The following is a 26,599-nucleotide window of genomic DNA, read 5'->3' as shown; positions in this document are numbered from 1 at the left end:
AAAGTCGCAGTGCCTCGATTTGACTGAGGATGTATGCGGGAATACCGTGACCTTAGTTGGTAAATGATGGGAGGTAGCCTTGCGGGCCATTCTTGAGGGTTCGAAGGCCGTGGCCGAGGCGGTGCGCCTGTGTCGCCCCCACCTGGTCTGCGCCTACCCTATAACCCCCCAGACCCACATCGTGGAGGAACTCTCCCGCATGGTGGCCGATGGCCGCCTGGACGCGGGATTCGTCCTCGCCGAGAGCGAGTTCGGCGCCGCCTCCATCGTCCTGGGGGGAAGCGCCGTCGGCGGGCGTGCCTACACGGCCACCAGCTCCCAGGGCCTGCTGCTGATGACCGAGGTCATCTTCAATATCGCCGGCCTGCGCCTGCCGGTGGTCATGACCTGCGCCAACCGTGCCGTCTCCGCCCCCATAAACATCTGGAACGACCAGCAGGACTCCGTGTCCATCCGCGATTCCGGCTGGATACAGCTCTACGTGGAGGACAACCAGGAAGCGGTGGACACCCATATCCAGGCCTTCCGCATCGCCGAGGAGCTGATGATACCGGTAATGGTATGCATGGACGGTTACGTGCTTACCCACACCATGGAACCCGTGGATATCCCGGAGCAGGAGGAAGTGGACCGCTTCCTGCCGCCCTACAAACCCGCCTACCGCCTGGATCCCGACGACCCCTTCACCATGGGGGCCATGGTGGGGCCCGACGCCTACATGGAGACCCGCTACCACGTGCACATGGACATGATGGAGGCCCGCTCGGTCATCCAGCGGGTGGCCGATGACTACGCCCGGGCCTTCAGGCGCCATCACGGCGGACTCATAGAGACATACGACCTGGAGGGCGCCGACCTGGTGCTGGTATCCATGGGTTCTCTCCTGGGCACCATGCGCGAGGCGGTGGACGAGCTCCGCCGGGAAGGCTTGAAGGTGGGCATACTCAAGGTGCGCTGCTTCCGCCCCTTTCCCAAGGAGGCCATCCACGACGCCCTCAAGGGGATAGGAGTGGTGGGAGTCATCGAGAAGGACATCTCCCTGGGACTGGAAGGCACCCTGTGCTCGGAGATTCGCGCCGCCTTCTGCGGCGAGGAGTCCCCGGAGATCTCCAGCTTCATCATGGGGCTGGGAGGAAGAGACATCACCGTGGAGGAGATCAAGCAGGTGGCCCGGGACCTGTTCACCAACCCCGCCTGCCGGGTGGAATTCCGCGGCCTCAAGGAAGAACTCCTGCGGGGGGACGAGGGGCGATAGGGCCGCGGAATGCGGAGTAGAGAGGGTAACCGGGAACGGGGGAGTGCATGGCCCTCCTGCAGGTTCCCCGGGAAGTTATGGAAACTAATGGAAAATTACTTGATTAGGGGAGCTTGGGAATGAGTGAGGGGGAAGGCAGGATCATTAACCTAATGGAACCGGGTCATACCGGTTGCGCGGGATGTGGCCAGGCCATAGCCGCCCGCCTGGTGCTCAAGGCGGCGGGCCCCAGGGTCATCGTGGCCAACGCCACCGGTTGCCTGGAAGTTTATACCACCACATACCCCCGCTCCTCCTGGGAGGTTCCCTGGATACACTCCCTCTTCGAGAATGCCGCTGCCGTGGCCGCCGGGATGGAGGTCACCCTTAAGGCCATGGGGCGCTACGAGGGGGTAAAGATCATCGCCCAGGCCGGAGACGGGGGCACGGCGGACATCGGCATGGGTTGCATAAGCGGAATGTTCGAACGCGGCCACGACATCCTCTACGTCTGCTACGACAACGAGGGTTACATGAACACCGGCTACCAGCGTAGCGGCCTGACCCCGCTGGGAGCGCGGACTACCACCAGCCCCCCGGGACGCCTTTCCTATGGGAACCGCACCAGAAAGAAGAACATGCCCATGATCGCTGTGGCCCACGGGGTCCCCTACGTGGCCACGGCCACCGTTTCCGAGCCCCGCGACCTCATGCGCAAGGTGCAGAAGGCCCTGGAGATAGAGGGTCCCAAGTACCTGCACATACTGGTGCCCTGCGTGCCGGGCTGGGGCTACGAATCCGAGCTCACCGTGGAGCTGGCGCGCCTGGCGGTGGAGACCAACCTCTTCCCCCTCTTCGAGGTGGAGAACGGGGTGATCACCAAGGTGAAGAAGCCCAAGGAGATCCGGCCGGTGGAGGATTACCTGCGTCCCCAGAAGCGTTTCGCCCACCTTTTCCGGCCGGGGGGAGAAGCGGTGCTGGAGGAGCTCAGGCGCATCGCCGAGGAGAACTCCCGCCTGGAGCCGGGCCCGGCGCGCCTCTTCGGCCCGGCGACCCCCGACTCCTGAAGGCAGGAGCAGCAAGGTGTGCCGTTCTTTCCTGATGACGGGAGGTCGTTCCTTCCACGAGGAGAACGGGGGAGCAAGCGGCAAGGCGGAAATCAAGCGGAATGAGCCGCCGGGTTGGAACCTGCCTTGCCCGCTTGGACTTCAGCGGGCGGCCAGCCCGTAGATGAGGTAATCGGCTATGGCCTCGGCCGTCTTCTCCGGGTTCAGCCGCTGGTTGAACATGAACATGTTCAACCCCAGATGCTGGGTGGCTCCGGAGATGAGGTTACCTATCACGTAGGCATCCACCTTGCGGAACAACCCCTGGTCGATGCCGCGCTGGATGAGCTGGGCGATCAATTCGGCCATACGCCGCTGCCACTCTATCACCCGGGCATCGATCTCCGGGTTCATGCCCATGACCTCCTGGATGTAGATGGAGGCGAACTCCAGGTTCTGGGAGAAGTACTCGAAGAGGTCCAGGATGGTGCGCTTGGTGCGCTCCTGGAGCTCCTGGAGGTCGGTGGGCATCTCCTCCAGATTCCGCTTGACCATCTCCTCCATGGTGTTGAGGATTCCGTCCACCAGCTCCACGAAGAGGTCCTTCTTGCTGTCGAAATAGCTGTAGAAGGTAGCCCGGGCCACGTGAGCCTCCTGGAGGATATCCTCGACCGAGCAGCGGCTGAATCCCTTGCGGGAAAACACGCGTATTCCGGCACTGACAATGTCCGCTCTCTTGTCTCTCCTGGGCAACTCGTCTCCTCCTCGCGGTTCACGAATAAGTTTTCAATTTTTATCTATTTTCCCAGCTAAATAGATTGATGTCAAATCGCATATATGTCCTTACCTTCAGCTATTTCGCTTCATCCTGAATAAAGGTGTCAGTTATGACAATCCGTGGTCCTTGCATTAGCCAGGTGGGTTGGGGAGGCAAATGGTTTCCGGGATTCGAATCGGCATCATGAATGATTATGTACGTCGATGGAGCGCCCTTGCTCCGTGGACGTCATCCTCGTAGGGCTGGGGTGCGAATTCGAGAAGGGAACATGATAAGGCTTGGTAGCGCCGCGCGTGGACAGCTTCTTGCCGGAGAAAGCGTGGGCGGCATTATATGGGATGGGTTTTGGGGACGCGGAGGATCCCATGGAAACCCGGTGGGCTGGGCGACATGGAAACATGCAGGAGTGATGGTGATAGGGGTGATGGCGATGCGGCTCGCTATTCTCGTCCTTTGAGAATGGGTTGATGGGGAACAGTGGAAATGGGATGGAATCCGACGGCGAGGGAGGGAAAGAAGGGAAGCGATTTGGTTAAACTGAGCGATGAGACGTTGCCTGTGAGTGCGGGGAGGGGAGAAGGAGAAAATGAAGGTTGGCAGTTGAATCCAAAGGTGAGAACCTGCCGGCGAGAAAGGATGGAATATGGCGAAACCGGATGCGGGCTCGAAGGGTACTGCGAATCGGATCTCCACTTCCGGAAAGAGGATCTCGGAGCTACGCCGGCGCGTGGAACGCGTCGACCGGCTCCTCCTTCAGTGCTACGGCGACCGTCCCTGGTCACCTCGTTTCCCCCACCTCCTGGACGGCCTCGTCCACACCCTCCTCTCCCAGAACACCAGCGATAACAACTCCCACCTGGCGTTCCGGCGCCTTAAGGAAAGGTTCCCTTCCTGGGATGAAGCCGCCCGCGCCCCCGTGGAGGAGGTCGAGGAGGCCATCCGTCCCGGCGGCATCTCCCGAGTCAAGGCGGAACGGATAAAGACGCTCCTGGAACTTGTGCGCCGGGACTTCGGCTCCTACTGCCTGGCCCCCCTGGCGGAGCGGGAGCCAGGTGAGGCCCTCCATTATCTTCTGGGGCTTCCCGGCGTGGGGCGCAAGACGGCCGCCGTGCTCCTCCTCTTCCAGCTCGGGCATCCCTACTTCCCGGTGGACACCCACGTCTTCCGGGTGGGGAGGAGGCTGGGAATCATACCTGACAGGTCGGGCTTCGAGCAGGCGCACGAGTTCATGGATCGCCTGGTCCCGGACGAGATGAAATACCGGTTACACCTGAACCTCATCCAGCACGGGAGGCGGGTTTGCCGGGCCGGAAATCCCCGGTGCGGAGAATGCTGCCTCCGCAAGCTGTGCCCCTACCCGGAACGCCGAGGAGGGCGGGTGGGGTAAAATGTTCATTGTCCGGTCGCCGGCGCTGGAAGGGAGCGAGTTGACGCCGAACGGCGGGAAAGGCGGAGAAATGCGCATGCGGTTCCTTTTGCTGACGGGGTTGGTCCTTGCCCTGCTGGCAGGAACCGTATCGGCTTCCGCGCAGGTGGACCGTTCGGCCATCGATGTGGTCCTCAGCCAGGTGGAAGGCATAAGGGACCTCAGCGCCGACCCCGGGGTTCCCGTGGATTACCTTTCCCAGGATCAGCTCCGGGAGAGGATGCTCCAGGATTTCGAAGAGGAAAACCCCGAGGAGGATATCAGGACCGCCTCCGAGATCATGGTCATGCTGGGGTTCATCGAGCCGGACCTCGACCTCTACCAGTTATACATCGACCTCTACACCGAGCAGATAGCCGGTTTCTACGATCCCGAGGAAAACCGCATGTTCCTGATCTCCGAGGACCAGGATATGGGAGCCATGGACCGTTACATCCTGGCCCACGAGCTCACCCACTACCTGCAGGACAGCAACTTCGACCTGCGGAGACCACCCTTTTACGACCCTCCCGAGGCGGAGGAGGTGACCGACGACGACGCCTCCTTCGCCGCCACCTGCCTGGTGGAGGGAGACGCCATGCTCACGTCGCAGCTCTGGCTGTACAGGTACATGGACGCCTCGGACATGCTGGAGATGCAGCGGGAAAGCGGCGAATTCTCCACCGAGGTCCTGGACAGCGCTCCGGAATACGTGCGGGACGGCCTTCTCTTCCCCTACGAGGAGGGGCAGGATTTCGTACGCTACCTTCACGCCCGGGGCGGCTTCAGACGCGTGAACGAGGCTTTCCGCCGACCGCCGAAGAGCACGGAGCAGATCTACCACCCGGAGAAATACCTGGCCGGAGAGGACCCGGTTCCCCTGGAGCTGGCCGACCTGGGTGGTGACCTGGGTGAGGAGTGGGAGCTGGCCTACGACAACGTCCTGGGCGAGTTCGACGTCTTCGAGCTGTTCAAGCCATTCCTCCGAGAGGGCGTGGCCGAGGAGGCGGCCGCCGGGTGGGGTGGTAATATCTACCATTATTACCGAGACGGGAACGGCGGTAAGCTCCTGGTGCAGCTCTATGCCTGGGACAGCGAGAGGGACGCCGAGGAGTTCATCTCCGCCTACTCCGACTACCTGGCGAAGCGCTTCGGGAAGGACCTGGAGGAGGGGGAGGCGAAGGGCGCCTGGAGGACGTGGACCGGGGGAGGCTATCTCCATGCCCTGAAGAAGGAGGGGGTAGACGTTTACGTGGTCCAGTCCACGGACGAGGGACCCTTCGAAGCGGCGCTGGCCGGCCTGGGGGAGAGCGGCGAGGAGCTGAGCAAGGAGCTCGTGGAAGGAGAGGCGGAGCCGGAGGGCGAGGTCCGCGACTTCGGGTGGCTGGTGATCGCCGGGGTGGCGGGACTCTTCTTCCTAGGCATTGTCCTCATTATCGTCATGTTCATCCTCCTGCGCCGGCCGTCGGGAGGGCCGGGAGGCCCCGCCACTGGAGGATACCGTCCCGGACCATACGCAGGGCCACCTCATGTGCCGCCAGGCCCCCGCATGGACAGGTCAACTCCGGGCGCGGCGCCTGGACCGAGCCTTCCCAAGCCTCCACCACCACCCTCAATCCCACCACCACCACCGCCTCCTCCACCTCCACCTGCCGGGTCAACCTGAGCTCCCGGCCCAGGTTCGCTCCCACGAGGGCCCAGGGCTCTGCCTCCTTCATCTCCCGCGCCCGGGTCTCCGGCGCCTCTAGGCCCTTTTGCTCTTACTCGAGGTCGCTCTCGTCCCCATTTACCCGGATAAGAAGAGGGGTCTCCGGCGCCTCCCGGACCTTTCTTCTCCGCCCGAGGACCCGGAGCGTTGAGGTCGATGGAGCGCCGCACTCCACATTGGGCATACGGCGAGACGATTCGATCTTCCTCGCCCGGCCACTCCACGGAACAATAGACGGCCAACGGTGCTTTAACCTATACGGCTAAAGTTCTATCCACCCCGACCGCCACGGCAAGGGTTACCCGGTCACCACTCCATCTTGGCAGCGGAGAGGAAGCGGCATTTAGCTTTTCGGAGTGGTCAACGCCGGGCGAATACGGCTCGGGTATGCACTCGTCCCGACCCGCGTCCGTTGTGCTATAATTTCCCTTGCAGCGCGGGTGAGGGCCCTTAGCTCAGTTGGCAGAGCAGCGGACTCATAATCCGCGGGTCGTAGGTTCGAGTCCTACAGGGCCCACCAGTAAAAGACCAGGTCAGAGGGCATGTTTCCCGGCCTGGTTTTCCTTTGCCCACCATCCGACCGCCAGCGAGGCCAGGGACTACGGGCTTATAGACGAATGTTTCCCGGCCTGGTTTTGCTTTGTCCGCCCTCCGGGGTAAAGCGCGCCGGAAATACGCCGGAAACTCAGGACGCGAAACGCGTTTCCGCAGGTTACCGGGATGCACCTTCTTCCTACCTTCGGGGCAGTCGTATGATCCTGGGGCCGCCCTGCAGGGCGATCTCCACGGACTTCCCCATTCGGTCCAGGTGGGTGGCGTAAAGGTGGCCGTAGATGTTGGCGGTGTTGGTGATGGAACCGGTCATCACCGCCACGGCGATAAGGTCTCCAATGTCCGTGCCCCGCGTGACCTCGAGTAGTCGTTCCACCTCCTCCGGGGTAAGGAAGCGTATCTCATGCCGTTCCACCCGTGGGGGACTTATCCCCACCTTGGGATCCCGGTCCAAAAGACCCAGGGCCATGGCCCGCCGGAGGATGACCTTCAAAACCCGGTAGCACTTTCCCACGGTGGCCGCGGAGAGGTCCTTTTCCTGAAGCCGGAGGAGGAATTCCTGTACCTCCAGAGGGGTTTCTCCCTTAAGCGCGACTTCCCCAGGACTGGGAGGAGGTGGTTGGAAACGACTTCGGAATAATCCTTGAAGGTAGTGGGCTTAAGCTCCTCCCTTTTAGCCTCCAGGAAGGAACGAGCGAACTCGGCAAAGGCAGGGTCTTCCTCCCGCACCCCGTAGGTCCCCGCAGCCACCTCCTCCAGGACGCGGCGGAGCAGGACTTCCGCGTCCCTCCTCCGGGGCCCGGTCGCCACCTCCCGTCACCGGCCGTGCTGGCCCTTGAAGCCGAAGTAGTAGGTGGCCCGCCCTGACGCATACTCACGCTTACGGATGTAAGCCATGTCTCAACCCTTATAAGCTTCCCTTCTCCTCTTCACGGCCAGGATCTCCACCGTGCGCTCGGCGTCGTCCACGTCATACATGATCCGAAAGTCGCCCACCCTCAAGCGGTACTCTCCCATGTCGCGCAGATGGAGCTTTACACACCCGCGGGGGCGCGGATCATGCTCCAGGGAGGCAATGGCCGCAAACAACCTCTCGCGTTCCTTCTGGGGCAACCTCTTCATGGCTCCGGCCACGCCCTTGGGGACGATAATACGGTACCTTTTAGAGGCCAAGGAGACTCCTTAGCTCCTCCAGGCCCATGGTTTTCCCCTGGGCTATTTCGCGCCGACTGCGCTTAACCATGGCCACAAGGTCGGGATCGCGCAGGTCTTCCAGGAGCTCCATAAGTGCCTCATACTCTTCCACCGGTAAAAAGACGGCTTCCGGTTTTCCCCTGTCGGTCAGAAAAACGATGGAACCCTTGCGTCGGGCCTCACTCAGAATTCCGGTTAGTTTTTCCCGAAATTCCCGCTTACCCACGAAAAAGTCTTCCTTCCTCACCGGATACGCCATAGTTCGCCCCTTTCCCAGTCACCGAGAAACACTACAAGAAATGATAATCAAATGGTAAACAACCCATAGGGTAAACGTCAAGATGTATCTCGTTGGCTTTATAAATATCTTACATGGAAAATAAACAACTTTTTGCTAACTAGGTAGCGTCAAGTTTATTGTGTCCCGATATTAGCCTTCCTCCCATTCCAAATTCTGAAAACCCCTGAGTCTCCTCCGCCTGGGCTTCTCGTTCTCGGACCTCAGGATGAGGTAGAGCACGGATATGAGGCTCTCCTCCGAGGAGAAGGCACAGGTGGTCCTGGACCTGCGCTTGATCTCCTTTCCGATCCTTTTAAGCTGGTTGGTGGTATAAATATAAGGGCGCACCTGCTCAGGATACTTCACGAACACGGTTAAATGAGAGAGGTTCTCCCGACGGTAGCGGACCAGACTCGGGCAGCGCTTCTTCCAGGTAACCGCGAAGAAGGAGAGGCCCGCTCCGCCTCTCCTTGGTTTTCTGTCCGGTAGATGGCTTTGAGATCTGAAAGCACCTCGGAGCAGTGGGAGCGCCTCACCTTGGTGCATGCGTTCCTCGCCGCGTGCACGCAGCAGAGCTGGTGGTGGGCTCCCGGAAAAACGGACCCCGAGGCTTCCTCGATGTCCAAAGGTCACCTGAGACCACGATATCTATGCTCTTTTACCCCCTTTCCCTGAGCTCGGAGAAGATCTCCCGCCAGGCATGGGCGCTCTCGCCCTCCGATCCCATGAGGAAGAATCCCGGGATCTCGCGGTATCCTTCGGGGTCGGTGCCCTGGGCGATGCAGAACGGCTCCTTCTTGCGGGAGCCTCGGCCGGAGGGACAAGTGGGCCAGAACCCGTGGATTCCCGGTAGTGATCCGTAGTCCTTGGATGGAGGCACCGGCAGGCAATCTTTCTGCCTTGTCAGGGCTTCAGGCCGCGCCTAATGGTGCTCTATCAGGGCGATGCGGACCCCGTTGGGGTCCTCCAGGAAGGCCAGGGTCCCCACGGTTATGGGCGTGGGCTCCATGGTGATTCTGGCTCCCTTGGCCTTGAGCTCCCGCACCGTGGCGTGGATGTCCTCCACCTCCATCCCCACCGAATACAGGCCGGGTTGCCGGGGATCGTTCTCGTCCCGGATGAGCTCCACCAGGGCGTCGCCATCGCCCTTCAACAGCACGATCCTCACCCCGGGCCGGGGGTCATGCCGGCTCTCGACCTCGAACCCCAGGACCTCGGTGTAGAACCTGACGGATTCCTCCAGGTCCGCAACCATGATGGTGGCATACCTTATCCTCATCTCGGTCACCCCTTCCCGCTCGTCCCGTACCCGCCTTCCCTTCCGCCGAAGCGCCCTCTCGGACGGAAGCTTCCCTGCTGCGATATACCCCTGAGACATTAGGGAATGTCGGCGGGAGGCCGCACGCCTTCCACGTTACCCATATTATTCCTGCTCGCTATTATCCCTGTCGCCGCGGGCGCTTCCGGGACCGCGTCTCCCGGATAATATGGCTGCGGCCGGCGCGCCAAGGCCTTCTCAATCACCTCCTGCAGGTCATGGAGGTCACGTCTCCGGGGTATGATGCGCGGCCGATGCGCTTCCTCGTCCCTACGCTCCCTCCGGGTGGGCGAACCCATTATATCTCCCGGTATCCCGGGAACCCTCCCTCATCGTCACGGGTCGGATGGTCATCCCGCAGGCCCCAGGTGCCTTTCTCTCGACCCTGGCACGCATGGAAATGACGGGGCGCTCTCATCCAGGGGGCGAGCATTGACCGAAATCGTCGGCCGGCGTCTCCCTCGCGAAAAGGGGGGCTTCTGCGACTTCATCCATAAGTTTGAGAGATTGAACCGAGTGAAGCCCTGGCGATTCCCTCGGGGAAGGACAACCTGCGACCTCATCCGTAAGGTTGAGATTGAACCGAGATTGTCGGTGCCGGCCTGTAGAATAACCTCGCAGACGCTTAAGATCAGCCGTTCCTCCCGAAGGGGAGGGCATGAAAGGGAAGTAAAGATGAAGTTCATCCACACCGCGGACGTCCACCTGGGCCGCTCCTTCAGCGGCCTGGGCGAGAAGGGGGACCGCCTGAGGGAGGCCCTCCTCGACGCCTTGGAGAGGACCGTGGAGCTGGCGCGGGAGGAAGGCGTCGATTTCATGGTCATCGCCGGTGACCTGTTCGACTCTAACGAGGTGACGGGAAGGCTGGTCCGAAGGACCCTGGGAATATTGAGGAGGGCGGCGCCGATTCCCGTGCTCATCCTGCCGGGCACCCACGACCTTCTGGACGAGGGGAGCGTGTACCGGAGGAAGGAATTCCGCGAGGCGGAGAACGTGAAGGTGTTTGGGATAGACGCACCCACCCTACGCATCGGAGAGGCCACCGTCCACGGGAGGGCCAACGACACCAAGCAGGGTGGCGTGCACCCCCTGAGCGAACTGCGACCCGACCCCGAGGCGAGGCATAACATTGCCGTAGTGCACGCCAGCGTGGAAATAGAGGGCAAGGCCGGCCCGGGTGATTACCTGGTGAGCCCGGAGGAGATCGCCTCCTGTGGCATGGACTACGTGGCATTGGGCCACTGGCATGCGCGGAACGACTTTTCCTCCGGCGAAACGGTGGCCTGGTACTGCGGATCTCCCGAGCCCACCAAGTTCGGCGAGGAAGGTGCGGGGTGCGTGCTCCTGGTGGAGCTTTCCGAAGGCACGCCGGCGGTGCGGCCCCTTCCCACCGGGAAGTACACCTGGCTGGTGAGGGAGTTCGATCTCGGTTCCACCCCGCCCGGCGAGGCGCTGGAATCCGAGATACGGTCTCACGGAGGCGAGGACGTTCTCTTGCGGGCCGACATCAGGGGCCTGCTCCCCAAGGGGGTGGAACTGGACCTGGAGGAGCTGGGGGAGAGGCTGGGGGAGCATTTCTTCCATCTGGAGGTAAGGGACGCCGGGATGCGCCTTCCCCTGGAGGAGGTGGAGGCCCTTTTCCCCGAGGGGACGGTGGGGGCGATATACGTGTCCAGGCTACGGGGTCTAATCGAGGAGGCGAAGGACGAGGAGGAGAGGTCCCTTCTCGAGGAGGCCCTGTACCTCGGGGCCAGCTACATCGCGGGGGAGCTGGAGGTGGACTGATGCGCATCAGGAGCGTGGAGACCGCGGGTTTCGGAAAGCTCCCGGACGGCAAGATACACTTTGCGGAGGGACTAACGGTCATCAAGGGGCCCAACGAGGCCGGAAAGTCCTTCACCATCCGGGCCATCTGCCAGGGCCTCTACGGCGACGCCGCGACCACGGACAGGAAGGTGCGCGAATACTGCCGGAAGTGGGGGAGCGAGGGCGACTTCTTCGTCCGGCTGGAGCTGGAGGAGAACGGAAAGAGCGTCATCGTTACCAGGGATTACCAGGAGAGGAGAAACGTCCTCTACGCGGAGGGACAGAAGGAGATAAGGGACAAGAAAAAGATCGCCCAGCGAGTGGGGGAACTCCTGGGTCTGCCCACCGAGCAGGCCTTCCTGGCCACCGCCTGCATCCGGCAGGAGGAGGTGGAGGCCCTCGACGAGGAGAAGCCCTCCATCCAAAGCATCATCGAGGAGAAGATCGCCGGCTCCGGTTCGGATACGGAGAAACTGCTGAGGAGGCTCCGCCAGAAGATGGAGGGGTTGCGCAGCAAAAGCGGCAGGAAGGGAAGGCTGGTGGAACTGGAGGCCGAGCTCCGCGAGCTGGAAGAGGAACTCGTGGAGAGGAGGGAGAGGATTCGGCGGCTGGCCGAGAACCGGAGGGAGCTGGCCCGCGTGAGCGCGGAGCTCGAGGAGGGGAAGCGCCTCCTCTCCGACAAGGAAAAGGTCCTGGAGAACAACCGGAAGTACATGAACGCCCTCAAGGAGGTCGAGAGATGGGAGGGCGAATTCGACCGGGCGCAAAGAGACCTGGACAGGTGCCGAGAGGCGAAGAGGGCCATGGAGGAGCTCAGGAAGAGTATCCATATACTGGAAAAAGAGCTGGAGGAGGTCGCGGGTCGCATAGAAAGGGCGGAGAAGTTCGCGAAGGCGGACGAGGTCTGGACGGACCTGGCGGAGGAAGTGCGCCGCCTGGAAGAGCGCCTCCAGAGGATAAGGGAGCTTGAAGAAAGCGTTTCCGCGCTTCAGAAGCAGGTGGAAGGCATGACCGCCGTGGACCCCGCGGACCTGAGGCGGGCGGTCACCCTGCCCGGGGAGATATCCTCCCTGGAGACGTCCCTGGAGGCGCAGCTCTTCGGGGTGGAGGTGAAAGCGGAAGGGGATGCGGCCTATGCCATAACCGCCGACGGCGTGAGGGTGGACGGCCCCCGGGCGGAGGCGCACCGGGAGGCGGTGGTCGAGTTCCCGGGGGTGGCCACCGTGCACTTCAAGAACCTCACCGGTCGGGAGCGTCCCCTGGTGGACGAGTTGGCGGAGAAGAGGGAGGCCCTGGAACGGATCCTCGAAAAGTACGGAGCCGCCGACGTGGAAGAGCTCGAGGCACTGGACAGGAAGTACAGGGAGAAGCGGTCGGAGTTGGAGGCGGCTCGGAGGGATAGGGACATCCAACTGGGGCAGGACTCTCTCGAGGAACTGGAGGCCGCGCTGAGGGAGAAGAGGGCCGACCTGGAAAAGGCGAAGGAGGCGCGCGATTCCCTCTTGCCCCACGCTCTCTCGGAAGAGGACCTCAAGCGCGGAAAAGAGGAGCGCGAGGCCCTGGAAAAGAAAAGGCAGGAACTGGAAAGAAAGGTCTCCGAGAACCAGGGCGTCCTGAATGCCGTGGGCGATGACGAGGATAAGCTCCAGGAGAGGGTGAGGCGCTGCGCCAGGGAGCTTCACGTGGCCAGGGTGGCCCTGGAGGAGCTGGACCCCTACAAGTGCGGCCCGGACGAGTTCGGAAGGCTGGAGCGGGAGGTGGAGGAGCTGGGAGAGAGGGTGAAGGAGTTGGAGAGCAGGGAGACGGTGCTCAAGGACCGCATAGCACAGGAGACGCTGGGAGAGGAGGACCTGGCCGCCTCGGAGGAAAGGCTCGAAAGCGTGAGGAGGAGGACGGAAACGCTCAGGCGGCGATACGAGGTGAACAGGATTATAGCCGAGAACCTGGAGTGGTCCCGGGAGCAATCCATATCTGGTTTCTCCCAGGAAATAGGGGAACGCATGGGCGAGATACTCGCCGCGATAACCGGTGGCAAGTACGGCAAGGTTGAGGTGGACGGAAACCTCGGGGTGAAGGTTTATTCGGGGGAGAAGGGGGATTTCTTAGACCTGGAGGACAGGGAGGCGACGGCCGCCCTCTCCACGGGGACCCTGGATCAAATCTACCTCGCGGCCAGGCTGGCGGTCCTGGAGGCGGTCACCGGGGACCGCAACCCCCCTCTTATCCTCGACGACACCTTCGTCAGCTTCGACGACATGGGCCGAAAGCAGAACGCCTTCGAGCTCCTGAAGAGGATCGCCGAGGAAAGGCAGGTCCTCTATTTCACCTGCCACGAGTGCCCGCCCGACCTCCAGGTGGTGGAGTTGGGGTAGCAAAGAGCGGGTTTCCAGGTTGCCCGCATCCTGGGACCGTGAGAAAACGTATCACCCGATAACCGCGGAATCCCGCATGGGTTCACGTTCGGGTTGCTCGCATCCCTGAAACGTGGGGCAACATTTTACCCATCGTTTTTTGCTACCGACAATATCCCTGACGTGAAGGTTCACGTGCGAGCAGAAGGAGTCACGCTCATGCGTGACCTCAGGGGAAAGACGGTGCTGGTGACCGGGGCGGCCGGCGGCCTGGGGAGGGAGCTTGCCCTGTGTGCTGGCAGGGAAGGGGCGTTGCCCCTCCTTGTGGACATCAACCCCCAGGGCCTCGAGGAAACCGGCGAGCTCCTTCGTGCCCTGGGAGTGGAACACAGCTCCTATGTTGAAGAAGGATCGGCATCTTATCGTCCTCACTCCCATGGCCCACTTCATGCACGCGTTCAAGAGACTCTCCCCCGGTCTCTATCGGATGACCCTGTGTAGAATGATTTACAGGGTTTACCAGCTCATGAGATAGCCTTCGCCACTGCTATCCGGGGATGAGTGCGCGGCCACCTCCCCCCTGGGTTCCCTGACCGGAATAAGTGTCCTTCACCGCCGTGACCCGTCTCATGGCGAGGTCTCGGTGTCGCACGTAACGACTGCAACCCGACCGGAATGAGTAGCCATCGTCGCCGTGACCCGGGAATGGCTTTGCATCGGGGCAGTACCCCAATCTTGTCCGCTCCATAGGGCACGGACGAGTCATCGCCCCAGGGAATCCCCGCTACCATCCTCGCCTGCAGCGGACCAGGCGATGTTCCCGACGGACGTTGTCCGGCTGGAAACAGAAAAGTCGATTGACAGTCAGGATGTTTTATAATATGAAATTAGCAATCATAATACGATATAATTTGAATACATCTGTGGATTCGCGAGGGGAAGGTCTCAAAGAGGAGGGGAGATGACCGCCAGGCAACCCAACGCCATCGAAAAGGCCCTGGACGTCCTCATGCTCTTTGCTCCCTCCAACCGGGAGCTAGGCGTGTCGGAGATAAGCTCTCGGCTGGGGCTGCATGCCGCCACTGCCAACCGCGTCATAAAGACCCTGGCCGGGCGGGGTTTCCTGCAGCAGAACCGACATTCCAGGAAATACCACCTGGGTCCGGCGGTCATGGAGCTGGCCAACGCCCTCTACCGTTCCCTCAGGACGGAGATGGTGCAGCTGGCCCGCCCCTACCTGGAGGAGCTCCGTGACGCTCTCGGCGAGACGGTGGTCTTCGAGGTGTGGACCGGGAACGCCACCTACATCGCCCACGTGGAGGAGGGACCGCAGAGGGTGCGCATCGCGGGGACGGTGGGTGACCGCCTGCCCGCCCACGCGGCGGCGGGGGCCAAGGCCATCCTGGCCTACTCCGAAGAGGAGAGGGTGGAGAGGGCCCTGGCGGAGGGAATGCCCCGGCACACGCCCTCGACCATCACCGACCCCGAGGAGTTCAGACGGCAGCTGAGGGTGGCGAAAAAGCGGGGTTACGCCGTGGACCGCGAGGAGATCGACGTGGGCATCAACGCGGTGGCCGCGCCGGTCTTCGACCACCGGGGCCAAGCGGTGGCCGCGGTGGTGGTGGCCGGCCCCTCCCCCCGCATATCGGGCACGGCGAAATCCGCGCACGTGCGCCTGGTGAGGGAGACGGCCCAGAGGATAACCCTGCGCCTGCAGATGAGGGAGGGAAGCGGGGAAGAAGGAGAGGACGCCATGTCCACCAGGGGAGCGGGAGGAGCCGGCGCCACCTCCTAGCAAGAGGCTTGTCCACGCTCCGCGCGGAGGTAAGGAGTAAGTTGAGCGCCGGGAGAAACCAGTGATGATCGCAAGGGCATGGAGAGGAAAGGCGGGGCGTGGACATGATTTTCGACGGGACAGGTCATCCGTCCCGTACAGCAGTCGCGAGCCCGCGTAGGTGTCGGGCGAGAGCGAAAAGGGTTTTCGGCGCGAATAGCTCATTCGTACCCGCTATATGACAACGGAGAAAATAGGGGGGCATTTGGGGTGGACCGGCAAGCGAGGCAATCGGTTCGACGGCGCAGAGGATTCAAGGCTCGGTAGAGGTCGGGTTCGAAACCCTCAATGTTAAGGAGGCAGGACATCATAACAAGGAGGATGCGGGGCATCAACTTGTAAGAGGATGGAGGCTTCCGAATACCCAGGGGTTAGAAATATCTAGGTCCTGCGGGCTGCGTGCTGCGGGCTTTCCGGAGGTGATGGTCATGCCGGGCTTTTCCATCTTTTCCACGCCGGAGGACGCCAACCCCCTAGCGATTAAGCTCTTCTGCGGCGGGGTGAAGGCGGTAGCCCTCCTGGCCAGGCCCTTCCTGAAGGCCATGAACGCCGTGAACTCGGCGCGTTTCCCCTCCCCGCGCAGCTCCCCGAGTTACCCCTTCGTGGACGACGGGCGCTACGACTACGGCCTGAGCCAGCCGGAGCACGGCATCCTACTGGAAAAAGATGTCAGGATACCTATGCGGGACGGCACCGAGCTCCGGGGGGACGTCTTCCGTCCCGACGCCCCGGGGCGCTTTCCGGTGATCATGGCCGAGGCTCCCTACCCGCGCTACATCCCGGTCCAGCCGGGGGTGGAGGATAACGGCGGGGTGGGCACCAGGTACCAGCAGTTCGAGCAGGCCAACCCGGAGTACTGGGTCCCCCGGGGCTATGTTTACGTGACCATCAACACCCGGGGTTACGGCGGCTCGGACCGCCCTTCCGCCTTCCTGGATTACCAGGAGGCGGTGGACTACTACGACGCCATCGAGTGGGCCGCCTCCCAGCCGTGGAGCAACGGGAAGGTGGGACTCTTCGGCATCTCCTACTACGCCATGTCCCAGTACTTCGCGGCCGCCCTCCGGCCTCCCCACCTCGCGGCCATCGTGCCCTGGGAGGGCCTCATGGAGCCCTACCGGGACATCGCCTACCGAGGAGGCATACTCAGCCGCTTTGTGGTCATGTTCTCCTTCATGATGCAGGTGACCGCCGACCGCCCCGTCCGTTCCAAGAACTTCATGCAGCTCCTCCTGACCCATCCTTACCTGGACGACCTGTGGACCTACGGGACGGGGCTCTTGGACGGGCGCACGGATACTCCCCGCATCCCCGACGACGTGAAGCTCATCGAGGTGCCCATGCTCTCGGTGGGCAACCTCAACGACCCGGACCTCCACCTGCGGGGGAACGTCAACGCCTTCACCGGGGCGAGCAGCAGGGAGAAGAAGCTCCTGCTGTATAGCGGGACCCACTGGGGTTCCGCTTACCAGCCCTGGGCCAACCGGGTGGTCCTCCGCTTCTTCGACCACTACCTCAAGGGCAGGCCCACGGGCCTGGAGAGGGAACCAGCGGTGGACGTGCAGGTGCGCACCGGCTCAGACACCTTCACCCACGTCTACGGCAACCAGTGGCCGCTGGAGCAGACCCGCTGGACCAGGTACTACCTGGACGCGCGCCGGGAGGAGCTGGTCCCCGAGAACCCCGGGGAGGAGGCCTCCGCGAAGGCGGTGTGGCGGGAGGAGCCGGAGGTGGGGAGCAGCCACCAGGTCACCTTCCGGACCCCTCCCCTCGAGGAGGACGTCACCGTGGCCGGGCCCATCACCGCCCACCTGTGGGTGTCCACGGAGGGCCGGGACGTGGACCTCACCGTGGAGCTGAGGGACTACGACCCCCAGGGGCGGGAGACGCGCTTCGCCTACGTGATCGCCGGCTCTCCCGACGAGCCCGTCACCCGCGGCTGGCTCCGTGCCTCGCGGAGGGCGCTGGACCCGGAGCGCAGCAAGCCTCACCAGCCATGGCATATCCATAACCGCAGCGAGTGGCTGACCCCTGGGGTGCCGGTGGAGGTGGACGTGGAGATCTGGCCCACGGGGATGGTCTTCAGGGCCGGCCACCGCATCGCCCTCACCGTACATTGCGGGAAGTATAAGAGAAAGGGAGAGGCTTACTTCCGCATCCGCCCCCTTCCCTTTCTTCCCACCATAACCATCAGGAACTCCCTTTACCAGGCGTATTCCCCTCCCGCGGGGGAGACCCGCGTCCACACCGGCGGCAGGTACGCTTCCTGGCTGGAGCTCCCGGTCATCCCGCCCGACCCGGCCCCCGTCCACCGGGTGACCATCCGCGACGATCGCTTCGAGCCCGACGCGGTGAGCGGGAAGCTGGGGGACCGCTTCGAGTGGACCAACGCAGGGTCGGAGTACCACTCGGTGACCGAGGCCTGCGGGCTGGGACTGTGGGATTCCCAGCTGGTGCGGGGCGAGCGCTCCCGCAACCCCGAGACCTGGTGGTTCAAGCCGCCCTGGGCCGGCACCTTCCGCTACCGGGACATGGTCTGCGGTTTCGAGGGGACGCTCGCGGTTTCACCGCGGGTTCCGGACCGCGTGGAGCCGGGGAAGAAGGTGAAGGTCATCCTGGGCCTGGAGGCACCCCTGGAGGGGACCGGCTTCGACGTCCAGCTCCGTTCCGGGGGCGGCGAGTGGGAGACGGCCAGGGAAGGGGTGGCGGAGAAGGAGGTCGAGCTCGACCCGCTTGCGGCGGGCAGGTACGAGGTGCGCTGCCGCCTCCGGAGCCTGGGGGAAGGCGAGGAGGCCCGCACGGAATGGTCCCCGCCCACCTCCTTCGAGGTGAAGTGAAGGATGCGAGGAACCGCTTGTCGAGCGCAGGCCATCGGAGGCGCTCGCGGATTCAGGAAACAAGGGGTGAGTATGGACAACTGGGAAAAGGATAGCAAAGTCTTCTGGCACCTCACGGCGGCGTCCTGCGCGCACGTGGTGGAGGAGTACTTCTGGCCGGGAGGCTTCCTGGAAGCGGCCCGGGAGGTGGCACCCGAGGCCTTTGAGAACGCCTCCCTTCCCATCATCGTGGGGGTCAACGCCTCCATGATCGCCGGCTGCGCCCTGGGGGCGATGAGGCGCAAGAAGGACCCTTCCTTTGGATTGAGCATGGCCAGCCTGCTCTTCTTCAACGCCCTGTTGCACCTTGGCGCCTCGTTGAAGGCGCGCAAGTACGTGCCCGGCCTGGTCACCGGCCTGGCCCTCTACGTCCCCCTGGCCACCAGGGCATTTTCTGCCTACTGGAGGTCCGGGAAATACAGGTTTTCCACCACCATCCGCGCCGCGGTGCAGGGTATGGCCCTCCACTCCATACCCTTCGTAGCCTTCGCCGTGCGGGGCGCCCTGCAGAAGAGAAAAGGGCAGTGAGGCTCCGGACTTTCGGGTAAAGCCCTCGGTCGTTGTGTGACTTGCCGGTTGGAGGAGATGGGACCGCAGGCGGGAAAGGAGCTGGCTCGCGGTATGGCAGGCGCTGCGTTATTGGCAGAAAAAGGGAGGCGGGGTCATGGGTATCGGTAACCTGTTGGTGCGCATGGGAGCGATCTTTCCCCATCCCCTGACCATGGATCACCTGCGGGGAATGCCCCGTCGGAAACTTACCCCCGAGGAGGAGAAGAAGCCATATGCTAAATATTTCCATAAGGAACTGGCGGAGATCCCTCCCGGGGACCTGGAGAGGGTGAACGCCGGCCCGGTGGACCCCGACTCCGCCACGCCCGTCGAAGCGCGGAACGACCTCCTCCGGCCAGGATACCTGGAGGTGGAGACCGGCTACACGGTAATGCCCGACGGGAGCGGCTTCGCTGCCACCCTGGTGCGCATGCCGGGGGTCACCCCCGAGATGCTGGACTGGTGGTTCAACTGGCATCCCCTGGAGGGGCTGCGCTACGCCCTGTGGTGCCCTCCCGCGCACGTGGACATCGGGGTGCGGGACCCGGCGCGCCACCTGGACAGCTCGGGCATCCCCCTGCGGGTGAGGAACGAGGGGAGCGTCCATTACCCGGTGGAGGGATTCAACCTCAAGTCGGCGCAGAAGCTGGCCATCCGCTTCTATCCCCCGCACGAGTTCGGGCTGGACATGGAGCTCTTCCGGGAGCCGAACATCAGCCGGGCCTACTGCGCCGACGTCACCCTGAGCCTCTTGCGCACGCCCTTCTGCGTCTTCCTGCACGCCGTGCGCCCCGTGGAAGGCGGCGTGGAGTACCGCAGCCGGTACTGGATCGGCTACACCATGCGCGGGGGAAGGCCGGTACGGGTGAGAAGGCCCATGCCCTTCCGGATGCTGGACCTGGCCCGCAACAACTGCGTGCACAGCCTCATGGAGTACAACAACCTGGCCTCCTTCCTGCCGGAGCTCTACGCCGAGATGGGAGGTCGGATCGAATAACCTAAGGGGCCAGTTTTCAATCTGCAGCCAGAGGGCGAGTTGCGCTTGTCGTGGAGGGAGGAAAAGAAGCGGGCGTAAACCTGGCCTTTAGGTGTTCCTATGATCATCACGCGCTCCGGACATGGAAACGGGTGGTGGAGGAGTCCAGTCTCTCCCATTCTACCTCCGCATCTCTTCCCTCCACGGCCTCGAACACGGCGGCCATGTGTCCGGCGAGAAGGGGGTTGCTGTAGGGGTTGTCCACGACCACCTCCAGGAAGCCGGGCTCGTGCCTGAGTTCCCTGGCGTAACCCTGACCCCACAGGGGAAGCGGTTCCAGGACCTTGTGGTATCGGGCCGTGCGCTCCGTTTCGGTATTAACACCGTTTCGATCGGTGAGCCCTAGATCCTGCAGGTGCCTTAGAGTGGTTTCCTTCTGGGCTTGCACGATAAGCGGGTAGATGTCCTCCCCCAGCTCCTTTTCCAGCTCCCGGAAGACCACCTCCGGGGTGTATCCGTCGAGGAAGGTCATGCGCACGCCGCGGCGCGTGTCGATTATCTTGCCCTCGTTCTCGCGCCACTCCAAATAACCAAGCTCCGAAGGGAATCCACATATCCGGCACTTGGCGAGCGGGAGACCGTTGGCTTTGGAGGGCGGGAGCTCCACCCGCATGCGCTCCGAGATCTCCGGCTTGGCACCGGAGGGCTCGATATGGATAACGTCGTCTCCTCCCACTTTCTTCCAGGAATGGACGAAGGGGCTTCCTTCCAGGCTCTCGAAAGCGCCCAGCACTATGGCAGCCATGAGCTCGCGGTTGTAGGGGTTGCGTATTATCGCCTCACCGTAAGCGCCGGGCTTGTACTCTAGGACCTCGGCATAAGCCTGGCCCGTGGCCGCCGCAAGGCGGCAGAAATAGCGGACTACCAGGTGCCTGCAAGGTCCTATCCGGAAGAGGTTGAATGGCGGGCGCCGGATGAGGGTGTCGATCACTTCCCGGGCGGCGTCGCGCTGCGCCTCGAAGACCAGGTGGCCGATGGATATTCCCATCTTCTCCTCGATGCGGGAGAAAACCTCGTTGAAGATGTCCGACTCGACGATCACTACCCGGCTTCTCCTCTGAAACAACTGGGAAATGGTGCCGTTGTCGTTCCACCTGATGCTGCGGGGAAACCATAACGGTGCGCCACACCGACATCGCAGAAGCCTCATTCCCATCACCCCTCTCCGGTCGCTCCCTCCCAGAAGCGCGAGTATATTATAAACGGATTAGGGGGTGGGAACGCGTTCCCCGGTGAAGAGGTCAGAGAAGCGGTGGCGCAGTTCCAGCTTGCGAACCTTGAGGGTGGCTCCGTAAGGCATCTCCTCCGGTGGGATGATGCGCACCGCGCGCGGGCACTTGTAACCGGCGATGTGCTCCCGGCACCAGGAAAGGATCTCCTCCTCGGAGGCACGCGTCTCCGGCTTGAGGGTCACCACGGCCACCGGCACCTGCCCCTTGGTAGGATGGGGAACTCCGATCACGGCGGCGTCGGACACGGCGGGGTGGGCCAGGACCTCCTTCTCCACCTCCACGGAGAACACGGAGTAGCCTCCGCATTTGATAACATCCTTCTTGCGGTCCACGAAGTACAGCCTGCCCAGGCGGTCCTTCTTACCCATGTCCCCGGTACGCAGCCAGCCGTCGCTTATGAGCTCCCGGGTGGCTTGGGGGTCGTTCCAGTAACCCTTGGTCACTCCCGGCCCGGCTACGGCCACCTCTCCCACTTCCCCGGGAGGGAGGACGTTGCCGTATTCGTCCAGGATGCGCACCCGGACCGGCCACACCGGCCAGCCCACGCAGCCCCGCGGGTACTTGATACCGGGGAGGGCCAGTTTCAGGGTGGCCGTTCCGGCCAGCTCCACCATGCCGTAGACCTCTACGAAGAGGGCTCGGGTTCGGAAGGGACCCAGCTTAATGAAGGAGCCTTTCCTCCGGAAGGTCTCCACCAGTTCCTCGGGCATGGCGTCGGCGGCGCTCCCCAGCATCCTGAGGCTGGAAAGGTCGTACTTGTCCAGCCCTTCGGCGAGCATCATAGCGTACATGGTGGGTACCCCCACGAAGAGGTTGACCTTCTCCCGCACCATGGCCTCCAGGGCTTCCCGGGGGGAGAAGTGGCGCATGTAATAGGCCTCCAGGCCCACGCAACAGCCCATGATGATGCACCCGAAGCCCATCACGTGGGACGCGGGAAGGCAATACAGTCCCTTACTGCGCGGACCCACGGGGATGATGGCTGCGGCGATCTTCTGGGCGGTGACGAGGTTACGGGAGGACATCACCGCTCCCTTGGGATAGCCGGTGGTGCCCGAGGTGTAGAAGATGGCCACCGGCTGGTCGGGATCCAGGTCCACCGGTTCCGCCTCGCCGACCGCGCTCAAGCCTTCGTCCAGGGAGATAAACCCTGAAGGGCATTCCTCCCGCGGCCCGGCCATCACCCAGCGCTTGATGGTGGGGAGGTTTTCCTTCCTGCGGATGTTGCCTGCCAGGACCTCGGAATCGACGACCAGGGTCTCCGCCCCGCAGTTCTCCACGATGTAGCGTATCTCCTCCGCCTTGAGCATGAAGTTGAGAGGAACGGCCACCGCCCCGGCGGCAATGGTGCCCATGATGGACATGGGAAGGTCGGCGTTGTTGGAGGTGCACAGGGCCACCCTCTCCCCAGGCTTGACCCCGATCTCGCGGAGAAAGGCGCTCACCCGGTAGGCGAAGCGGGCGGCGTCCTGGTAGCTCACCCGCTTCAGGGGAAAATCTTGGTAGCGGAGCGGCTCGTGGAGGACGGACATGGTCTTGTCTCCCCGTATGTCCGCCAATTTCTGGGAAAAGTTGGAAAGTGTGAGCCGGCGGTCGAAAAGAAGCTTAAACTTGTCCGGAATGACGCTCATCCGTATCCCCCCTCGCTCATCAACAGCCTGGGCGATGAGATTCGTTTATAGCTTCGGGTGATTCGAAACAGCTGTGCTCTCAGCCCTCGGCAATCCCCTGCTTCTACGGCGATGTGGGCGAAGCTCGGGCGAATCTGGTACCTTTGGGAGCCGCTTTGCTATTCCCTGCCTGAACGATGATACAGGGTAATGGTTTTTAGGCTATCCGGCGATTGCGTACCTCCCCCCTGCGATTCCCAGCCTGAACAATCAAATAATTATTGTTCGTAGATTAATGATAGCCTTACCCGTATACTTTGCAAGCAATGCGAGTATAGCGTTTTAGGCCTGCGCATCCAGGAAGGCGGGGATCCGGTAACTTGAAAGCGGTCGCTTGCTCTCGGATTAAGTCCAACCCCATTTTCAGCATTGGCCGGTTGATATGAGGGTGCCGGTCTCGTGAGGACAGGAACGAGAGCGTGGTCGGATGGGGGCAAAAGAGGGTGTCGGTCAGGCGAGAGGTAAAGGAGCACGGCCATGAGAAGGCTGCAACGAGAGTTCGGGCAGGCCAGGTAAAGGCGCCGTGGCAGCTGTTGCAGCGATTTCAGGAAGTTGAAAGGGGGTCGCAGCGGTTCTCTTCCCAGTTGTGATAATACCTGGTAAACATTTCCATCCACTTGACAGGAGCCCGGGGATCGCGCCGCAGGGCCTCGCGCGCCGCCTTCAACAGGGGGCGGCCGCTGTAGCGGTAACGGAAGGCCCCGACTCCCCAGTGGTCGCGGATCATGCGCCGCAGCTCCGCCTCGCTCCTCGATACCAGCACCTTGCGCAGGTCCCACCTTCGCCAGTCGGTGATTATCCAGGTGATGTAGGGATGCTCCCAGACCTTCCTTTCGTATTCACGCAGAGTATCGCGGGAGGCGTCCCCCTTCCTCACCGCCTCCACGGCCACCTCGGCGGCCAGCTCCGCGGAGAACCAGGCGCTGGGCACCCCGTCCCCAAAGGCGGAGGCCTCGAAGCCGGCGGCGTCGCCGATGATCAGGATGCCGTCCCCGTAGACGGGCATGTTCCTGGTCTCCGGGATAAGGCCGGCGTAGATGGGGCAGACGTCCCAGGTGACCGCTCGCAGTTTCACTTTGGGGGCAATGTCCCGTTTCCAGCGGGTTACCTTTTTCTGGAAGTTCTCGAAGTAACGCGGGAGGAGCCTGGCTAGGTTGGGAATCTCCCCTCGGGTTACCAGGAACTGCCCCAGGCCGGGGTGGATGCTCTCCCGGTAGGTGAAGATGTACAGGGTGGAACCGAAGCCCAGCGGGGCTCCGATGCCCTCCTCCGGGAGGGCATGGAAGAACTCCATGGAGAGGCCGAAGGTCTCGTCCACGTCCTCCTTGGCCATCTCGAAGTCCCATACCATGTAGAGCTCCAGGGCCTCCGGCAGGTACTTGCGGCGCAGCCCGGCCTGGATGGCCAGCCGGTTCTGGGTACCCCCGGCGTCGATGAGCACCTTGCAGCGTATCTCCTCCCCCCGGTCGGTGATCACTCCCTTCACCGCCCCCTTTTCCAGGATGGGCTCCACGGCGGTGGTGGAGGTGCGCAGCTCCACCCCCGCCTCCACGGCCCGGTCGGCCAGCCAGGTGCAGAAGGGCCGGCAGTAGGCGGCGTATCCCAGGGCTAGGGGTTTGGGCACTCGGAGGGTGCTGTCAGTGGCATATATCTCTCCGTCGCGGATGAAGCGGTTGACCACCCTGCAGATGGGCCTCTCGATAGGGGGATTGCCCTCGCGGATGAAATCGGGGCCGAAGGTGAACCCGTAGAAGGGGATGACCAGGCCGGAGACCACCTTTTCGCCGGGGACCCTGGCCCTCTCCAGGATGATGGTGTCCAGCCCGGCCTGGGCGCACCTGCGGGCGGCAACGGGTCCCCCGAAGCCCGCCCCCACCACCAGTACGTCGCAGCTTTCCATGGCCGCGGGTAGCTCAACCCCAATCGGTGCGGAAACCGGTCCCCCCTGGAGGCCAGGAGAAGACGATGGCTTCCTTATCGCACACGTACCAGCAGGCGGCGCATTCCATGCATTCGGCCAGGGTCCTCACCCGCGCCTTCTTCCCCTTTATCTCGAAGCATTCCGCAAGGCAGACCCGCACGCAGTTGGCGCATCCGTCGCACCGCGACTCGTCCACCTTGATGAAGTCGCCGGGGTCCCCCACCCATTCCACGCCGGGAAAGCGATCGGACGTCCTGACCTCCATGAAACGCACCTCCTCCGCCCGGGAAGGGGCAGAACCTTCCCGCCTTTTGAGCAGCCCTGAACCAAAGTCTAATTCCGGCGCCGACGCGTGTCAAAACAGGAATAGGGTGGTCTCTCAACCTTTTTCACCCCGAAAGCGCCTACTGAAACGATACAGCATCATATAGAGAATCGTCGGGTGGATGTGAGGGACCGGTCGGTGAGTGGAGCGAAGGTAAGCTACCGGCAAGTGAGGTTCTCTTCCTGGAACACTTAATAAGGTTTTGACCGGGTTTGTAAAAATATACCCGTTTTCCCCGAGGGAGGGGAGAAGGGGTGGGATCGTTAGGGTTCAACCGGGTTCATAAAAATATACCTGTTTCTCCTCATGATGGTCGAAAAACGTTGGACAGCCCAGGCCGGCCCAGAACACCGCGTCAACACCTGTTTTTACGGATGGAATGGGGGTTAAGGTCCGGGAGCAGTTGATATATGTATGGATGAAATAGGTCTCCAGGCGGCGCAGCTTCAAAACATGGCAGGGATGATTTCCGGTGAAAGAACCGCATGGCTATGAGCGGCTCTCGCTCTTGTGCCGCTCCCCGCACGTCGGTCTGGAGGAGCTTCCGGGAGGAGGGATGGTCATTGGAGCTAAGGGATGCTCTGGAGGAGCTCCGACATGTCCAGGGGCCGGAGAACGTCTCCCGCGAACCCGCGGTGTTGGACGGCTATGCCTGCAGGCCTTCGCCGAGATCGTGGGGCAGACCAGCAGTTGGTGTCCCCACCGCCCGGCGGCGGTGGTCCTTCCGGGCAGCACCGCGGAGGTGCAGGCGGTGGTCAGGATATGTCTCGAGCACGGCCTGAGGCTCAAGGCCATGAGCACCGGGTGGGGGATATGGAACATGGTCAGCGGGGAAGACGTGGTCCAGGTGGACCTGCGCCGGATGGACCGCATCCTGGAGATCGACGAGCGCAACATGTACGCCGTGGTGGAACCCTATGTCAGCTGCGCCCAGCTGCAAGCCGAGACCATGAAACGGGGCCTTAATTGCTACATCATAGGGGCGGGGGCGGGAACCTCTCCCCTGGCCAGCGCCACGTCCCTCTGCGGGTACGGATGGTCGGGGCTTACCACCGGTTACAGCGCCAGGAACCTGCTGGGGGTGGAATGGGTCCTCCCGGACGGAGAGGTGCTCCGGCTGGGGAGCCACGGAAGCGGGCTGGGCTGGTTCAGCGGGGACGGACCGGGGCCCAGCCTGCGGGGCGTGGCGAGGGGGTTCATCGGCAACTGCGGCAGCCTGGGAATATTTACCGCTTGCGCGGTGAAGCCCTTCCCGGGGGCTACCATCATCAGCTGCGAAAGATAAAGTCTTCCCTGGACCCCGGGGAAGCGAGCGATGCAGGATTCTACATCTCGCTGGACCCGGCGAGAACAGTGAAGGAGGCGGTGGAAAGGACGCCGGAGATGGCGGTTTTTCTCCGGGAGAGGATGAGGGAACTGGGCCTGGAGGAGGGAACGGGGCCAGCCCGGGGAGAAGGTCGGCCTGACACCGGCTCCTGAAGCAT

The 26,599-nt window shown here is 62.7% G+C and carries 24 protein-coding genes and 1 tRNA gene; 13 read left to right on the top strand and 12 right to left on the bottom strand.

Annotation, left to right across the window (positions count from 1 at the left end):
* Positions 1-79: 79 nt before the first annotated feature.
* Entirely contained in the window at positions 80-1,255 is a 1,176-nt protein-coding gene (locus QME84_10615; GenBank protein MDI6874717.1) for a transketolase C-terminal domain-containing protein, read from the top strand.
* Positions 1,256-1,374: 119 nt separating this feature from the next.
* Positions 1,375-2,301 carry a thiamine pyrophosphate-dependent enzyme gene (locus QME84_10610; protein ID MDI6874716.1) on the top strand — a complete coding sequence of 309 codons (927 nt, stop codon included), beginning with the start codon at positions 1,375-1,377 and terminating at the stop codon, positions 2,299-2,301.
* A gap of 141 nt (positions 2,302-2,442) precedes the next feature.
* Here QME84_10610 and QME84_10605 read toward each other — a convergent pair whose 3' ends face one another.
* On the bottom strand, positions 2,443-3,033 hold the full coding sequence (locus QME84_10605) for a TetR/AcrR family transcriptional regulator (protein MDI6874715.1): 591 nt from the start codon (positions 3,031-3,033) through the stop codon (positions 2,443-2,445).
* Between the two features lie 752 nt (positions 3,034-3,785).
* Between QME84_10605 and nth the strand changes: the two genes are divergently transcribed.
* The 3 genes from nth (at position 3,786) to QME84_10590 (ending at position 6,691) form a co-directional block, all read left to right on the top strand.
* Positions 3,786-4,445, top strand: a complete 660-nt coding sequence (nth, locus tag QME84_10600) for an endonuclease III (protein MDI6874714.1) — start codon at positions 3,786-3,788, stop codon at positions 4,443-4,445.
* Positions 4,446-4,521: 76 nt separating this feature from the next.
* Complete coding sequence (locus QME84_10595) at positions 4,522-6,129, top strand: hypothetical protein (GenBank protein ID MDI6874713.1); 1,608 nt, start codon at positions 4,522-4,524, stop codon at positions 6,127-6,129.
* Between the two features lie 486 nt (positions 6,130-6,615).
* Positions 6,616-6,691, top strand: a tRNA-Ile gene (locus tag QME84_10590).
* Between the two features lie 213 nt (positions 6,692-6,904).
* On the opposite strand, the gene QME84_10585 is transcribed toward QME84_10590, so the two are convergent.
* The 7 genes from QME84_10585 to QME84_10555 all read right to left on the bottom strand — a co-directional run bounded on the left by QME84_10585 (position 6,905) and on the right by QME84_10555 (position 9,476).
* Positions 6,905-7,216, bottom strand: a complete 312-nt coding sequence (locus QME84_10585) for a hypothetical protein (protein ID MDI6874712.1) — start codon at positions 7,214-7,216, stop codon at positions 6,905-6,907.
* The gene (locus QME84_10580) at positions 7,213-7,533 is read right to left on the bottom strand and encodes a hypothetical protein (GenBank protein ID MDI6874711.1); all 321 of its coding nucleotides are present in this window, start codon (positions 7,531-7,533) and stop codon (positions 7,213-7,215) included. The genes QME84_10585 and QME84_10580 overlap by 4 nt, the downstream gene beginning before the upstream one ends.
* A gap of 90 nt (positions 7,534-7,623) precedes the next feature.
* A complete protein-coding gene (locus QME84_10575; GenBank protein ID MDI6874710.1) occupies positions 7,624-7,896 on the bottom strand; it encodes a type II toxin-antitoxin system RelE/ParE family toxin in 273 nt (90 codons plus the stop codon).
* Positions 7,886-8,143, bottom strand: a complete 258-nt coding sequence (locus QME84_10570) for a type II toxin-antitoxin system Phd/YefM family antitoxin (GenBank protein MDI6874709.1) — start codon at positions 8,141-8,143, stop codon at positions 7,886-7,888. The genes QME84_10575 and QME84_10570 overlap by 11 nt, the downstream gene beginning before the upstream one ends.
* A gap of 204 nt (positions 8,144-8,347) precedes the next feature.
* Positions 8,348-8,743: a transposase gene (locus QME84_10565; GenBank protein ID MDI6874708.1), complete on the bottom strand. Its 396-nt coding sequence runs from the start codon at positions 8,741-8,743 to the stop codon at positions 8,348-8,350.
* Between the two features lie 112 nt (positions 8,744-8,855).
* Positions 8,856-9,077: a transposase gene (locus tag QME84_10560; GenBank protein ID MDI6874707.1), complete on the bottom strand. Its 222-nt coding sequence runs from the start codon at positions 9,075-9,077 to the stop codon at positions 8,856-8,858.
* Between the two features lie 42 nt (positions 9,078-9,119).
* Complete coding sequence (locus QME84_10555) at positions 9,120-9,476, bottom strand: VOC family protein (protein ID MDI6874706.1); 357 nt, start codon at positions 9,474-9,476, stop codon at positions 9,120-9,122.
* Positions 9,477-10,190: 714 nt separating this feature from the next.
* On the opposite strand from QME84_10555, the gene QME84_10550 reads away from it, so the two are divergent.
* The 6 genes from QME84_10550 (at position 10,191) to QME84_10525 (ending at position 19,928) form a co-directional block, all read left to right on the top strand.
* Entirely contained in the window at positions 10,191-11,300 is a 1,110-nt protein-coding gene (locus tag QME84_10550) for a DNA repair exonuclease (GenBank protein ID MDI6874705.1), read from the top strand.
* The gene (locus QME84_10545; GenBank protein ID MDI6874704.1) at positions 11,300-13,693 is read left to right on the top strand and encodes an AAA family ATPase; all 2,394 of its coding nucleotides are present in this window, start codon (positions 11,300-11,302) and stop codon (positions 13,691-13,693) included. Before QME84_10550 ends, QME84_10545 begins: the two co-directional genes overlap by 1 nt.
* A 940-nt stretch (positions 13,694-14,633) precedes the next feature.
* Positions 14,634-15,467: an IclR family transcriptional regulator gene (locus tag QME84_10540; protein MDI6874703.1), complete on the top strand. Its 834-nt coding sequence runs from the start codon at positions 14,634-14,636 to the stop codon at positions 15,465-15,467.
* Between the two features lie 461 nt (positions 15,468-15,928).
* Positions 15,929-18,343 (top strand): CocE/NonD family hydrolase, encoded by a 2,415-nt coding sequence (locus tag QME84_10535; protein ID MDI6874702.1) that lies wholly within the window; start codon positions 15,929-15,931, stop codon positions 18,341-18,343.
* Positions 18,344-18,415: 72 nt separating this feature from the next.
* Positions 18,416-18,910, top strand: a complete 495-nt coding sequence (locus tag QME84_10530) for an HXXEE domain-containing protein (protein ID MDI6874701.1) — start codon at positions 18,416-18,418, stop codon at positions 18,908-18,910.
* Between the two features lie 136 nt (positions 18,911-19,046).
* A complete protein-coding gene (locus tag QME84_10525) occupies positions 19,047-19,928 on the top strand; it encodes a hydrolase (protein ID MDI6874700.1) in 882 nt (293 codons plus the stop codon).
* 106 nt (positions 19,929-20,034) lie between these two features.
* Here the strand turns inward: QME84_10525 and QME84_10520 are convergent, their stop codons facing one another.
* From QME84_10520 to QME84_10505, 4 genes are all read right to left on the bottom strand, one after another.
* Positions 20,035-21,009, bottom strand: coding sequence for a hypothetical protein (locus tag QME84_10520; protein MDI6874699.1), 975 nt, complete (start codon positions 21,007-21,009; stop codon positions 20,035-20,037).
* A 165-nt stretch (positions 21,010-21,174) separates the two neighbouring features.
* Positions 21,175-22,830 carry an AMP-binding protein gene (locus QME84_10515; protein ID MDI6874698.1) on the bottom strand — a complete coding sequence of 552 codons (1,656 nt, stop codon included), beginning with the start codon at positions 22,828-22,830 and terminating at the stop codon, positions 21,175-21,177.
* A gap of 583 nt (positions 22,831-23,413) precedes the next feature.
* Positions 23,414-24,769 carry an NAD(P)/FAD-dependent oxidoreductase gene (locus QME84_10510; GenBank protein ID MDI6874697.1) on the bottom strand — a complete coding sequence of 452 codons (1,356 nt, stop codon included), beginning with the start codon at positions 24,767-24,769 and terminating at the stop codon, positions 23,414-23,416.
* A 13-nt stretch (positions 24,770-24,782) separates the two neighbouring features.
* Positions 24,783-25,055: a hypothetical protein gene (locus QME84_10505; protein ID MDI6874696.1), complete on the bottom strand. Its 273-nt coding sequence runs from the start codon at positions 25,053-25,055 to the stop codon at positions 24,783-24,785.
* Between the two features lie 733 nt (positions 25,056-25,788).
* Here QME84_10505 and QME84_10500 point away from each other — a divergent pair.
* Entirely contained in the window at positions 25,789-26,400 is a 612-nt protein-coding gene (locus QME84_10500) for an FAD-dependent oxidoreductase (GenBank protein MDI6874695.1), read from the top strand.
* Positions 26,349-26,594 carry a hypothetical protein gene (locus tag QME84_10495; GenBank protein MDI6874694.1) on the top strand — a complete coding sequence of 82 codons (246 nt, stop codon included), beginning with the start codon at positions 26,349-26,351 and terminating at the stop codon, positions 26,592-26,594. The genes QME84_10500 and QME84_10495 overlap by 52 nt, the downstream gene beginning before the upstream one ends.
* The last annotated feature ends 5 nt before the right edge of the window (positions 26,595-26,599 follow it).

The organism is Actinomycetota bacterium, from assembly GCA_030019255.1.
Lineage (GTDB): Bacteria > Actinomycetota > Geothermincolia > Geothermincolales > RBG-13-55-18 > Solincola_A.
This window is presented reverse-complemented; position numbering and strand designations above follow the sequence as displayed.

Excerpts from the sequence above, each read along its gene's own strand:
- QME84_10540 (MDI6874703.1), top strand. The coding sequence starts at position 14,634 with ATGACCGCCAGGCAACCCAACGCCATCGAAAAGGCCCTGGACGTCCTC.
- QME84_10530 (MDI6874701.1), top strand. The coding sequence starts at position 18,416 with ATGGACAACTGGGAAAAGGATAGCAAAGTCTTCTGGCACCTCACGGCG.
- QME84_10565 (MDI6874708.1), bottom strand. The coding sequence starts at position 8,743 with ATGCACCAAGGTGAGGCGCTCCCACTGCTCCGAGGTGCTTTCAGATCT.
- QME84_10525 (MDI6874700.1), top strand. The coding sequence starts at position 19,047 with ATGGGTATCGGTAACCTGTTGGTGCGCATGGGAGCGATCTTTCCCCAT.
- QME84_10595 (MDI6874713.1), top strand. The coding sequence starts at position 4,522 with ATGCGGTTCCTTTTGCTGACGGGGTTGGTCCTTGCCCTGCTGGCAGGA.
- QME84_10550 (MDI6874705.1), top strand. The coding sequence starts at position 10,191 with ATGAAGTTCATCCACACCGCGGACGTCCACCTGGGCCGCTCCTTCAGC.
- QME84_10535 (MDI6874702.1), top strand. The coding sequence starts at position 15,929 with ATGGTCATGCCGGGCTTTTCCATCTTTTCCACGCCGGAGGACGCCAAC.
- QME84_10515 (MDI6874698.1), bottom strand. The coding sequence starts at position 22,830 with ATGAGCGTCATTCCGGACAAGTTTAAGCTTCTTTTCGACCGCCGGCTC.
- QME84_10555 (MDI6874706.1), bottom strand. The coding sequence starts at position 9,476 with ATGAGGATAAGGTATGCCACCATCATGGTTGCGGACCTGGAGGAATCC.
- QME84_10545 (MDI6874704.1), top strand. The coding sequence starts at position 11,300 with ATGCGCATCAGGAGCGTGGAGACCGCGGGTTTCGGAAAGCTCCCGGAC.
- QME84_10505 (MDI6874696.1), bottom strand. The coding sequence starts at position 25,055 with ATGGAGGTCAGGACGTCCGATCGCTTTCCCGGCGTGGAATGGGTGGGG.
- QME84_10610 (MDI6874716.1), top strand. The coding sequence starts at position 1,375 with ATGAGTGAGGGGGAAGGCAGGATCATTAACCTAATGGAACCGGGTCAT.
- QME84_10510 (MDI6874697.1), bottom strand. The coding sequence starts at position 24,769 with ATGGAAAGCTGCGACGTACTGGTGGTGGGGGCGGGCTTCGGGGGACCC.